Annotated in this window: 8 protein-coding genes; 6 read left to right on the forward strand and 2 right to left on the reverse strand. The window is 57.3% G+C overall.

The window, feature by feature from the left end; all coding sequences use genetic code 11:
• Positions 1 to 565: 565 nt before the first annotated feature.
• Both MXE39_RS03265 and MXE39_RS03270 read right to left on the reverse strand, forming a co-directional pair.
• Entirely contained in the window at positions 566 to 1,333 is a 768-nt protein-coding gene (locus MXE39_RS03265; RefSeq protein ID WP_246977239.1) for a glycosyltransferase, read from the reverse strand.
• Between the two features lie 344 nt (positions 1,334 to 1,677).
• The gene (locus MXE39_RS03270; RefSeq protein ID WP_246977240.1) at positions 1,678 to 4,797 is read right to left on the reverse strand and encodes a transglycosylase domain-containing protein; all 3,120 of its coding nucleotides are present in this window, start codon (positions 4,795 to 4,797) and stop codon (positions 1,678 to 1,680) included.
• 453 nt (positions 4,798 to 5,250) lie between these two features.
• Between MXE39_RS03270 and MXE39_RS03275 the strand changes: the two genes are divergently transcribed.
• From MXE39_RS03275 to trpS, 6 genes are all read left to right on the forward strand, one after another.
• Positions 5,251 to 5,808: a shikimate kinase gene (locus tag MXE39_RS03275; protein WP_246977241.1), complete on the forward strand. Its 558-nt coding sequence runs from the start codon at positions 5,251 to 5,253 to the stop codon at positions 5,806 to 5,808.
• Positions 5,809 to 5,904: 96 nt separating this feature from the next.
• Entirely contained in the window at positions 5,905 to 6,987 is a 1,083-nt protein-coding gene (gene aroB, locus MXE39_RS03280) for a 3-dehydroquinate synthase (protein WP_246977242.1), read from the forward strand.
• A 559-nt stretch (positions 6,988 to 7,546) separates the two neighbouring features.
• The gene (locus MXE39_RS03285) at positions 7,547 to 9,544 is read left to right on the forward strand and encodes an AAA family ATPase (protein WP_246977243.1); all 1,998 of its coding nucleotides are present in this window, start codon (positions 7,547 to 7,549) and stop codon (positions 9,542 to 9,544) included.
• A 290-nt stretch (positions 9,545 to 9,834) separates the two neighbouring features.
• Positions 9,835 to 10,503, forward strand: a complete 669-nt coding sequence (rpe, locus tag MXE39_RS03290) for a ribulose-phosphate 3-epimerase (RefSeq protein ID WP_246977244.1) — start codon at positions 9,835 to 9,837, stop codon at positions 10,501 to 10,503.
• A 158-nt stretch (positions 10,504 to 10,661) separates the two neighbouring features.
• Positions 10,662 to 11,369 carry an HAD-IA family hydrolase gene (locus MXE39_RS03295; RefSeq protein ID WP_246977245.1) on the forward strand — a complete coding sequence of 236 codons (708 nt, stop codon included), beginning with the start codon at positions 10,662 to 10,664 and terminating at the stop codon, positions 11,367 to 11,369.
• Positions 11,370 to 11,699: 330 nt separating this feature from the next.
• On the forward strand, positions 11,700 to 12,701 hold the full coding sequence (gene trpS / locus MXE39_RS03300; protein ID WP_246977246.1) for a tryptophan--tRNA ligase: 1,002 nt from the start codon (positions 11,700 to 11,702) through the stop codon (positions 12,699 to 12,701).
• Positions 12,702 to 12,896 lie beyond the last annotated feature (195 nt).

Raw genomic sequence — 12,896 nt, forward strand, 5'->3', positions numbered from 1 at the left:
GCTGCCGCAGCAGCACTGTCATGCCAGTCCCGTCTTCAGGCCTGCGCCGCCCCGGCCTCCCGGCAGGGGCGGGCGCAGCTGCCAGGGCCACATGCGCGTGCGCGGACGAAGACGCAGGCCGGGGCAGGCGCAGGTGCGGGCCTGATGGGGCCGGGCATTTCCCTGGTGATTTCCGTGGAGGCAGGCCGGTGCAGTGATGCGCAGGCATGCCGGGGCGCGCCATGACCTGAGGTTTAAGGGGCCGGACCGGCTGCGCTGTCAGGTATGAGTCCTGGCAGGCAGGGCAGCGGCCGCCTGGCCTGTGGGCAGGGCGGGCGTGATTTTGCAGCATGGGGTGGGAAAATGCCGGGCTTAAGGCCGGGGCGATGAGCGCTCAGCGCAGGGCAGTGCGGGCAGGGCCGGCCCTGTCATGGCCGACCGGCCGGACCGGGCGGCAGGCCAGAATACGGGCCGGGCGGCAGGCCAGCTTATGGACCTGCCTGCAGGGAATGGGGGCCTGTGCTCCTGTGGGGCGGGCGCCTGAAAGGGCAGCTGACGGCAAACGTTGTCATGGCCAATTTTATCATTATTGCTGCTTCTTTGGCGGCACGGCACAGGCAAGATTATTGTCCCCTGCAACAGGGGCTGTATAGCGGCGGCGCATCCAGATAAAGGCCAGCAAATCACAGGCTCCGGAAAAGGCGCGGTTGAAGAAATTGAATTTGGACTTGCCGTGATAGCGCTGCTGATGGCGTACCTTTACGGCTACTACCTTATGGCCCGTGAGCAGGGTCAGGGCGGGCAGGAAACGGTGCATGCCCGAGAACAGAGGCAGGGAGCGGGCAAGGTCGCTTTTAATTATCTTGAGCGGGCAGTTGGTATCGCTCATGCCATCGTGGGTAATGGCATTGCGGATTTTGTTGGCAAGGCGTGACTGAATACGTTTGGACAGGCTGTCGCTGCGCCGGGCTCTGATGCCGCAGATTAAATCGCCCTCATGCCTTCTGGCCAGCAGCAGCTCAAAGTCATCAGGAAAGGTCTGCAGATCGGCATCGATATAGCCGGCCCACTTTGTCTGGGTATGCTCAAAGCCGGCCTTTAAGGCACCGGTAAGGCCGCAGCGGCTGACCAGAGAGATATAGAAAAAGCCGTGCAGAGCATTGGAATTTTCCTTGATGATGGTAAGAGAGCGATCCTCTGATCCGTCATTGACCACCAGAAAGCATACCTTTACCGAGCACTTGCGCTGATACTCACGCAGAGCCTCATACAGGCGCGGCAGACTCTCCTCTTCATTGAAAACAGGAACAATCACAGTAAGGTCATAATGGGAGTGGACGAGGTGGTGGAGCATCGTCAGTATCCTTTCACGGCGGAAGATAAAAAGGCAGTATCACAGCCGGCTCAGCCTGCGCAGCCCGGCTGAGCCTGGTCACAGCGTACCAGCGCCCGTGGTGCCGGCTGCGCTGCGCCGCTGCCTGTCCCGGGCCTCACAGCAGGGCCCAGGCGGTTTTGAGCATGTGCAGCCGCCCGGCCCGGTACCGGGCCAGCGCCGGCGCAGGCGTCGGCGGGGCGGCTGTCCTTTAATGATATTACCAGCAGGGGGCGGCCCTTTAGCTGCCCTGAAAAAAAAACAGCCCGATCCTGTGGGGATCGGGCTGCTTTATTGGGGCGCCGCTGGCGCAATGCTGGCGGCGCTTAGAAGATTTCGCCTTCAGTATCGACGTTGGAGCTGTCGATACCGGTGTTGCGAATGCTCTTTGCGCTGGAGCCATCGTCGATAACGATCATGCCTGGAATGGCCGGCTCGGCAATCTCGCGGTTACTGGTCCAGGTAAGACCATAAGGGCGTGGAATGTCAGCTGAAGGCAGACCCTCCTGAGCGCGTTTGAAGAAGTTTGAGAACATTGGCAGCGCAGTAGCACCACCACTTTCTGAACCAATGGCGCGGGTATAACCAAGGTCACGGTCATTATCAAAGCCTACCCAGGCAGTAACCACCATATTGCCATTAAAGCCTGAGAACCAGGCGTCATGGACATTATTGGTAGTACCGGTCTTGGCATGAATGTCATTACGATCAGTCATGCGTGCGGCCTTGGCGCCGGTACCGTAGTAAGGACCGTTAAGACCCTTGCCGCCATAGACATTGGACCTCATAAGCGAGGCCACCAGATAGGCATGGCCGTGACTTAAGATCTGCGGTGCAGTCTTGTACGGGCTGTCAGGGTTGCCAAGGCTGTCAAGATCAGCAAGGGCGGCTACAGAAACAGAGGCGGTGTTGCCCGGCTTTACTACAGCCGGACCCTGTCCGGCAGCATCGTTCTGAGCGACGGCAAAAGGCACAGCTATGTTCTCATTGCCAGTAGCTCCGGCCATGCCGGCGGCATCAGTGCCCTCCATGCCCGGGGCGCCGGCGGCGCCCTCAGGGCCTGGCTGCTGGCCGTCAGGATCCGGACCTTCAACTCTGTCCATGCCCTGAATCTGGTTGGCAGCCTGGATTTGCGATGGAGCCTGGGAATTGTCCAGATTTGCCTGGTTGCCCTCATAAACGGCCTGGGCCAGATACTCGGCCGGATCGTAAAAATCACGGTTGAGATTTGGGAACACAGTCATCTCAGGCTTATTGACGAAGGTGGCCAGCGCAAGGTCACGGGCATTTGGCTTGTAATTCCTGCGGAACTGCATGGAAATGGCGTTTTCAATGGCATCTGGCAAAGTGTGATCAGCAATCTTTGGATAGGCGCGATACAGCTCCTGACCGTTATCAAGCTCAATGCGCTCAATAAGATGCGGAGTGATCTTATAGCCGCCATTGGCAAAGGCCGAATAGGCTGTGGCCATTTGCAGAGGAGTAAGCTCTACAGAACCAAGAGCCATGGACTCACTTTGCTGGAACTTTGGCACCATGATGTTGAATTTGCGCAGGTGCTCTACGGCATTAGGCACGCCCACATGACGTATGGTGCGGATAGCAATGGAGTTCTTGGAGCGGGCCAGACCCTCACGTATGGTCATCAGACCGTCAAAGCGGTTTGGTGAGTTACGTGGCTGCCACCAGCTGCGTGAGCCTATGTCCCAGGTCTTGATTGGCTCATCAGGAATAACCGAGTTCAGGGCTATACCGTAGGCTATGGCCGATGAGTAGATAAATGGCTTGAAGCTTGAGCCGGTCTGACGCAGCAGCTGGGTGGTGCGGTTGAACTTGCTCTTTTCAAAGTCAAAACCGCCGGCCATGGCCAGTACGGCACCGCTCTTAGGATCAAGGGAAATGAGCGCGGCCTCAACATCAGGTATCTGAGTGAGCATCAGCACTTCACGCGGCTGCGTATCCTTGCTGCCCTCTTTAGGCTCTATGGTCTTTACGTAGGTATAGATAATGTCGCCGGCAATGAGGAACTGACCTGGCAGTGAGGGCAGTTCGCCCTGCTTTCTGTCAGTGACAAATTCGCGGGCCCATGACATGCCCTCCCAGGTAAGCAGCTTCTGCTCGCCCTTGGGGGTAAGCACAGTGGCAGTACGGTTTTCATCATCAACTGTGAGCACCAGGGCCGGATCAATGCTGCGCAATTTGTTTTCACGGCGCAGTATGTCCATGGTGGCATCATAATCAAGACTGGCATTAACCTCGGCAATGCGGGCAGCCAGCGGATTGTTGTTTTCCACACCGGCGATGAGATCACGGTAGGTATAGCTGCGCTTCTGGGCGCTCAGCTGCTGGGCCAGCTCCAGGCGGGCCTTGATAATGACACCGTTATTGGCGCCGGCATTGGTACCGTTTTTAGCCACTGGCTGTCTTTCGCTGCCGCGCAGACCACGGGTCGGGTCATAAATGTTATACAGCGGACCACGGTAGCCATGGCGCACATCGTAAGCGGTAAGAGAGCTGAAAATAGCGTCGTGGGCAAATTCCTGGAAGCGTGAATCTACAGTGGTGTAGATCTTAAAGCCTTTGATATAGGCGTTTTCGCCATATTTGGCTATCACAGCCTGACGGGCCTCTTCAGCTACATATGGGGCATAGGCCTCAAGAGGGGCTGAGTGGAAGAAGGCTCGTGACGGAGCGGCGTCAGCTGTTTCAAACTCTTCAGGGGTGATATAGCCCAGGGTGAGCATACGCTGGAGCACCAGATGACGGCGGTCCTTGGCGCGCGTTGGGCTGGTAATAGGGTTTAAGGTGGAAGGGGCCTTTGGCAGACCGGCAATGGTGGCGATTTCAGCCAGGGTCAGATCCTTGAGGGCCTTGCCATAATAGGTCTGAGCAGCTGCAACTACGCCATAGGAGCGGTGGCCCAGTGCAATCTTGTTCAGATAGAGTTCGAGAATTTCCTCTTTGGACAGTACCTGCTCAATACGCCAGGCAATGAACACTTCCTTGATCTTGCGCTCAAGGGTACGGTCACGGGTTAAGAAGAAGTTACGGGCTACCTGCTGGGTAATGGTGGAGGCACCCTGGGAGGCACCGCCTGAGGTGGCAGCTACCACCACGGCACGTAAAATACCAACAGGGTCAATGCCCGAGTGCTCGTAGAAACGGGAATCTTCAATGGCAAGGAAAGCCTGCTGCATCTTTTCCGGGATCTCGTTGAGATCGACAGGAATACGCTTGTGCTCGCCGAACTCACCAATTAACTTGCCGTCACTGGTGTAGATCTTCATCGGAGTTTCAAAGCTTACGTGCTTGAGTTCCTCAACGTCAGGCAGTTCCTCCAGGGTGGAGTAATAGCCCGCCGCAACGACGCCGCCTGACAGGGCAGCACCGAAGAGACCGGCCCAGAAGACTGCTCTTGCAATCCTGATAGCTTTAGAAAACACCACTTTGCTCCTTGCAAAAAATAATGTGAACTCTATATTTTAGCAAAATAAGGTCTTAACCATGCAATTTTCGTCCCGCATCGATACAGGCCCCGGCGCCATTTTCCCGCCATCGCCCATGCCTCCGGCGGCGGCAGGGCAGCAGCCAGGGCACGGGCAGAGCCGCGCCAGGGCAGCGGCCCCGGCCCCGGTCCGCACTTGTCGCGCTGCACAGGCCGCTGGTGCCAGGATACAGCCCCGGGTCCTGCTCTTAACTGGTGCAAGACTCTCATGACTATGGGCAAGTCCCGTCCCGGTGCCTTATGCTGATGCAGCCACCTGGCCCAGCAGGGCATGGCCCCGGCGGCGGCATCAGCTGCTGCAGCTGCGGCTGCAGCTGCGACGCGCGCGCCCGGCCCTGACGGGCGTGTAAGCGGCGTCCCGGGACAGGCCGCCGATGACAGAGGAGATGACTGTATGAGATTTGACCGGCCGGTATTTCTGGTAGGCCCCATGGGCGCCGGCAAGACTACCATTGGCCGCAGGCTGGCCCAGAGTATCAATGGCAGCTTTCTTGATCATGACGATTACATAATCGAGCAGGCTCACATGTCCATTCCCGACATCTTTGCCTCCAAGGGCGAGCCTTTCTTTCGTGAGCTTGAACATGACTGTCTGCGCAGCCTGCTCGATGAAAGCTTTTGCCCTGAGCATATAGTCAGGCCGGCGCAGCTGCCTGCTGTCATTGCAGGTGGCGGCGGTGTGGCCGGCCGCGAGGACAGCCGCGCCCTGATAGCTGCGCACAGCCTGTGCCTGTATCTGCATCTTGATGTGGAGCATCAGTATGAGCGCGTACGTCATGACCAGAACCGTCCCATGATTCATGTTCAGGACATCAGGGGCCGCCTGAGCGAGCTCTTTGCTCAGCGCGATCCTCTGTACCGCTCAATTGCCCTGGCCGTAATCGATACTGATGACAGCATTGACAACATAGTGCAGCGCTGCCTGCAGGCCCTGAGCCCGCACCAGCTGTAGCTGCCCGGCCGGGCAGCCGCTGCCGGTCAGCGGCGTCAGCCATGCTGACGGCGCGTGACCTGTACCTGTGCCCAATTAAGTGTAAGGAGCCTTTTGATGGATAAAGTTCATATTGCCCTTGGGGATCATTCCTACGATATTGCCATCGGCCACGGTCTTGATGTGGGAGCCCTGGTAAGACAGGCTCTGCCAGAGCGTCGTGACATTATGATTGTCACTAATGATATTGTGGCACCGCTATACCTGGAAAAAGTACAGAAACAGCTTGAGGAGCATGATTTTGTCTGCCGCAGCTGCATTCTTACCGATGGCGAGAGCCATAAGGACATGAACAGCTACATGCAGATCATGACTGATCTGCTCAGTGCCGGCCTTGGTCGTGACTGCGTGCTGCTGGCCCTTGGTGGCGGTGTGGTGGGTGATATGACCGGCTTTGCGGCCGCCACCTATCAGCGTGGCGTGGACTTTGTTCAGGTACCGACCACACTGCTTGCCATGGTGGACTCCTCGGTAGGCGGCAAGACAGCCATTAACCATCCGGCCGGCAAGAACATGATTGGCGCCTTTTACCAGCCAAAGGTGGTCATAGCCGATCTGGACATGCTCAAAACCCTGCCTGAGCGTGAGATTGCCGCCGGTATGGCCGAGGTCATCAAATATGGCGTGATTCTCGACCAGGAATTTTTTGATTACCTCAACAGGGCATCAGGTTTTGCCGGGCTTGATCAGTCTTATGTGGTCAGGCGCTGCTGTGAGTGGAAGGCCCATGTAGTTTCCCAGGATGAAAAGGAGCATGGCATGCGTGCCCTGCTCAACTACGGTCATACCTTTGGTCATGCCATTGAGGTGGGCATGGGCTTTGGTACCTGGCTTCACGGCGAGGCCGTTGCTGTGGGCATGGCCATAGCCGCCTTTGTCTCATATAAGACAGGCAAAGGCATGAGTGAGCAGCAGTGGCTGCAGATAAGAGACATACTGCCACGCTACGGTCTGCCTCAGGCTGTCCCTGCAGAACTGACGGGCGCTGACTTCATTGCCCACATGCGTCATGACAAAAAGGTCAAGGCAGGCCGCATCAACTACGTAATACCTCAGTGTATTGGCAGGAGCTTTGTGTGCAACGATCTTGACGACGAGCTCATTATCGACCTTATCAACCAGTACCGCTCCCTGACCTGACAGGCCATATCCAGCCTGGCCCTGCCCTGACAGGCCTGGCCATGCCTGGCCCGGCCCTGCATGAGCAGGGCTGAGGCCTGGGCGCCCGCCCGGTCTCCGTCCGGGCCCATGGCGCAAGGGGGCGCCCGGCCGTGCCGGGACGCTGATGACGCCCCGGACAGTGCGGCCGGACCCTGGTCTTTTGTTGTTATAACTTTTGGCAAAGGCCGTTTTCCAGGCTAAAATTGCAGGGATAAACAAGCTCCATATCCTGATTAATATTCATTAGTTAAGATGGTGGAGATGGTGATTTTGTGCACCCCAATTCTCTCTGGTGGTTTCTGCCCGGGGCCTCTTGTGGGACCTGGACAGACAACGGGCCGCCGCTCCAGTGGTGCTTTTGAGCCTCGCTGGTGCTGACTTGCTGTCCGTAACTTAAGGAGCCTTAACCCCGGTACCTGCCGGGCAGAGTGCATCTTTGATGCAGCCTGCAGCATGGAATGAACCTGCACAGCCCCGCCTGTGGTGGCGGTCGTGCCGGGCAGAGCCTGCGTGGCAGGGATGGAACAAGGAAACGACCGTGGACATAGAAGCACTTGCCTCTTTAGAAAGTCAAAAGCGATTTTGTCGGGAACTGGTAAATAATGTAGTTGCCAACGAAAGTTTTATTCTTCTGTCCGGTGACAGCGGTTCAGGACGTACCGTAGTCTGTGAGCAGATAGTCAACGAGACTGACTCCAGAATGCGTGCCGTCTTTATTCCCTGCCACAAGGACATGGCACTGCAGAGACTGCGTGAGCTCTTTTTACAGCAGATGCTGCCCAGCGGTCAGTTCGATACTGACATCAATCTGGCAGATGCTCTGCAAAAGGCCCACATTCCCTACAATCACAAGATTCTTGTAGTCGTTGATGACATCGACAGTGTAGTATCTTCTTTCTACAACGAGCTGCTGGCTCTTCATGAGCAGTTTGCAGGTCAGGGACGTTTTGCCTTTGTGCTCGTCTGTCACCCGCTGTGGGCCGAGGAAAAGGTCAGTTACTATGCAGGCAAGGCCGAAGTGCTGGCCATGCAGATACCGCCGCTGAACATCCAGGAAGCCATGGTGCTCTCGCGTCACATGTTTGCGCTGCAGAATACCATGCGCATTTACAATGCCATTTCCAACAAGCTGCCGGACGCTCTGGCAGCGGCCAAAGGAAATATCAGCCAGATTATTTCAATAACGGAGAAACTCATGAAGGATCCGACCACGCCATCGGTAAGCAATGACAGAGGCCGCTCAGGCGGCAAGGTCAATGCGCCTAAAGCAAAGAAAAAGAGCAGCTCAGTAGGTATTTTCGTCACCATTGTCTGCATTATCATCGTGGTCGCCTGCCTTATCCCAATCTTCCTTGGAGGCAGCCTCTTTGGATCCGATGATGAGAGCAGCCGTCCTGCTCAGTCTGTGGTAGCCAATGGCGAGGGCCTGGTGCTCAACAATGGTCCTGAGGACTTCAAGGGCCTTGATTCAGATGAAGGCGTGCTCCCTCAGGGCGTGCCAGGCGGTATTGATGCCGAAGCTGCAGCTCCAAAGACCGAACATTCCGTAACCCTCTCAGGCAAAGAGCTTGAAAAAATAGAAGGCGGAGCCAATGGCTCTGCCTATCCCCGGGGAGTGGGAGGATCTGTAGCTCAGCAGCAGGCTCCTGCCAAACCTGCCATTCCTGTCCTGCGCCGTGGCGACAATTTCAACCATGTTGATGCCAATGCCCAGGGTCAGATTACCCATATAGTTGCTCCACCTGTGGTAAGCCAGCAGGAGCTCCAGCAGAAGCTGGCTGCTCAGCAGGCCGCCCAGCAGGCTCTGGCAGCCCAGCAGGCCGCTCAGCAGGCTGCCGCCCAGGCAAACCGTCAGCCACCTCACAATCCTGCTGACCGCGCTGCCCTTGAGCAGGCTGCCATGGACAAGTTAAACCAGGATCGTGCCCAGGCTCAGAGGGCAGCTCAGCTGGCTGCCCAGAAGGCTGCCATGGAAGAGGCTGACCGTCAGCTGGCCGCCCAGCAGGCTGCCCAGAAGAAGGCAGCTGAGCAAAAAGCTGCCCAGCAGGCTGCAGCTCAGAAAGCTGCCCAGCAGGCAGCCCAGCAGGCAGCCGCTCAGCGTCCGGCCCAGCCTGCCCAGCCAGCTCAGCCGGCCCGTCCTCCATTACGTGCAGGTCAGGTCATCAGCCTTGCAGATGAGCAGCGCCAGCAGGCCGCCGCCCGTCAGCCGGCTGCTGCCGCCCCTGTTCACAATGGCAACGGCACTGAGGCTACAATCGACCAGCTGCGTAATCTGCCAGACGGCCGCTACACAGTTCAGATTGTTTCCGGCTCCAACCGCGCCAATGTGGCCGCCGCTGCCCGTGGCCTGTCCGGTCACTACTGGATTGTGCCAAGCTCCCGTAATGGCCGCCCATGGTTCATTCTCATGGCCGGTGACTTCGGTTCACGCGAGGAAGCCATGGCTGCCGCCCGCAACATCCCACGCACTGTGTCTCAGGGAGCTACTCCTTTTGCCAAGCGCGTGTCCGATGCCAAGGCCGAAATCAGACAGTAATTCAGGAACTTATGTAACCTGAACCGACATATGGGCCCTGTGCTGCAGCGTAACTGCGCTGCGGTGCAGGGCCTTTATACTTGCCAGGACCTGGGCCGCACCAGGTCTGCAGCCGTGGCCGGCCTCCCCGGCCTGCAGCACAGCACAGCACAGCTGCGCTGCGGCGCACTGTGCATGCAGCCGTGGCTGGACGCCCCGGCCCTGCAGTAACTTCCTTTTACTTTTTTGTTTGGCCTGAATAATCGGGCTCTCAGAGCTCTGAGGCTCTGCTTACCTGACATTTTTAAATTATGGAAAAGAAGCATTTAATCGCCGGCTCCATTCTGGCAGCCGATCTTCTGGATCTGGGCAATGACATTCAAAAGGCTCTGGATGCCGGTGTCGATATCATCCACTTTGATGTTATGGACTACCACTTTGTGCAGAATCTGACCTTTGGTCCTGATCTGCTCAAGGCTATCAGAGGCCGTTTCCCTGAGGCCGTGCTTGATGTGCACCTCATGGTTGACCCGATTAATGACAAGATTCTTACTGATTATGCCCGTGCCGGTGCCTCCATGATTTCCTTCCATCCTGAGGCCACCCCTCATGTGGATCGCTATCTGTCCTTTATCCGTGAGCAGGGCTGTCAGGCCGGACTGGTGTTCAATCCAGGCACCGATATCTCCTGCCTTGACTATCTGTGGGAGCGCCTTGATTTCGTGCTCATCATGACCGTAAACCCAGGCTTTGGCGGCCAGAAGCTTATTCCTTCCATGATGAAGAAGATTGCCGACGTCAAGGCCATGGCTCAGCGTGCCGGCAGGGACATCCGCATCGAGGTCGATGGCGGCGTAGCCCCTGATACCATTCGTGCCTGTGCCGATGCCGGTGCCGAGCTTTTTGTGGTCGGATCGGCCCTCTTTAACAAGGACGATTACGCTCAGGTAGTTAAGAACCTGCATCAGGCCATGGCATAATAATCAGGCTCAGCACCGCGCAGCCGATCAGCTGCCGCTTGCAGGCACCAGGCCTGCATCGGCAGCGGCATGCGCCGGCTGCCCAGGCTGGCATCACGCGCCGGCTGCCCAGGCTGGCATCACGCGCCGGCCGTTTTCAGTACAGTAAGGAGTTTTGTATGAAGCTGGAGTTCAGGCCAAAGGCCATTTTGTTTGACCTTGACGGTACTTTGCTGCACACTTTGCCGCAGCTTTCTCTTGCCGCCATAGCAGTGGCCCGTGATATGGGGCTTGAGCCTCCTTCCGTGGAAAACATGAGTCATTACGTGGGCAATGGCCTTAACATGCTGCTGTGCCGCATTATCCTAGGTCGTCATGATGTCAGGGTCGAGGAAGTTCCGGAGGAGCAGCTCAATCAGGCCCGCGAGCTTTTCTCCCGCCACTACACCCGTGGTCTGAGCACCGACTTTGAGGTTTTTGAGGGAGTGCGCGAGGGCTTTGAGTGGTTTAAGGCCCATGGCATAAAGCTGGGCGTGGTAACCAACAAGCCTCATGTCTATGCCGTACCGCTGCTGAGCTACGCAGGGCTAACTCCTTATCTGGGCGGCATTCTGGGCGGCGAGGTACTCAAGGAGCGCAAGCCTGCCCCTGAGCCTCTGTACCATGTGCTCAGAGAGCTGGGCGTAGAGCCTGCTGACGCCCTGATGGTGGGTGACTCCATCTCCGATGTCAATGCAGCCCGTGCCGCCGGCATGCCATGCGTGGCCTTTACCTACGGCTACGATGGCGGCTTTGACCTGCGCACCACCTGCGATCCCGATTACCTTTTTGACAGCTTTGGTCAGCTCACCGAGCTCATCAAATCACTGCCCGAAAGACAGGCCTAGACCCGCCACGGCCACCCTGGGGCTGCCACGGCCACCCAGGGTGTGCCATTCGGCTGCTGCACAGGCAGTCGCATGCCTGGCCCTGGCTGCCTACGGCCGCTCTGTGGCTGCCAGATGACCTGATCCCTGCCTGTTAAGGTGCATGGGCCGGGATAAGGTCAGCACTCAGTTATCATAAGTATTCATACAGGGCAGACAGCAAGGCTGCTCACAGCTGTGAGCTGCCAGGCTGTCTGAAGCACAGGGGCGGCCCACTTGAGGCCGCCCCTTGCGTGCCTGTCGCATCTGCCCTTAACCTGCCGCGAGGCAGTATCAGTTCAGGAACCTTTTATGGCCAAAGATATTATTTTTTCAGGCATCCAGCCTTCAGGAGAACTCTCAATAGGAAATTATATTGGCTCCTTACGTAACTGGGTTCCAATGCAGGATGAGTCCGACTGTATCTTCTGCGTAGTGGATCAGCACGCCATCACCGTGCGTCAGGATCCTGATATGCTGCGTGAGACTACCCTCAATACCCTGGCAGTTTTCATGGCCTGCGGTATTGACCCGGCCAGGTCCATCATCTTCCTGCAGTCCCATGTGCCAGCTCATACTGAGCTCAGCTGGGTCTTAAACTGCTACACCCAGGTAGGTGAACTCAACCGCATGACCCAGTTCAAGGACAAGGCCAAGCGCTATGAGAGCAATATCACTGCAGGTCTGTTCAACTACCCTGTGCTCATGGCTGCCGACATCCTGCTCTACCAGGCAAAGAAGATTCCTGTAGGTGACGATCAGCGCCAGCACATCGAGCTGACCCGTGACATTGCCGAGCGCTTCAACAGCATCTACGGTCAGACCTTTACCCTGCCTGAGGGCCTGATTCCAAAGGCCGGCGGACGCGTCATGTCACTTCAGGATCCGGGCAAGAAGATGTCCAAGTCCGATGACAATCCAAAGAATGTTATCCGCATTCTTGAGGAGCCAAAGTCCATTCTCAAGAAGATCAAGAGCGCCGTTACCGACAGTGATGACCCTCCTGTAGTTGCCTACGACTGGGATAAGAAGCCTGGCGTATCCAACCTGCTTGAGCTCATGTCTGCCGCCACCGGACGCGATATCAGTGAGCTCGTTGAGCACTTCAGGGGCTCCATGTACGGCACCTTCAAGGCCGAAGTAGGCGAGGCCGTAGTGGCCATGCTCGAGCCTGTACAGCAGCGCTATAAGCAAATCCGTGGCGACGAGGCCTATATGAGGGAAGTGCTTAAAAAGGGCGCCGAAGCCGCCTCCGAGCGCGCTCAGAAGACTCTCGATGACGTCTACAGAAAGATTGGCTACATAGTCCTGTAGCCCCTCACGGCCCAAAGCTGCCCATGCCCTCACGGCCCCTGGGCAGCGCCTGGCCGTGTCCACAGCCGGCTGTCGGCCGGCTCCAAAACAAAAGCCCTGAAATCCTTAAGTGGACTTCAGGGCTTTTGCTTTTCTGACAGGCCAGAACCGGCCCGACATGCAGGATTGTGACAGGCCGGCTGCGCCAGGCCCGAC

This window comes from Anaerobiospirillum sp. NML120511, assembly GCF_023050955.1.
Lineage (GTDB): Bacteria > Pseudomonadota > Gammaproteobacteria > Enterobacterales > Succinivibrionaceae > Anaerobiospirillum.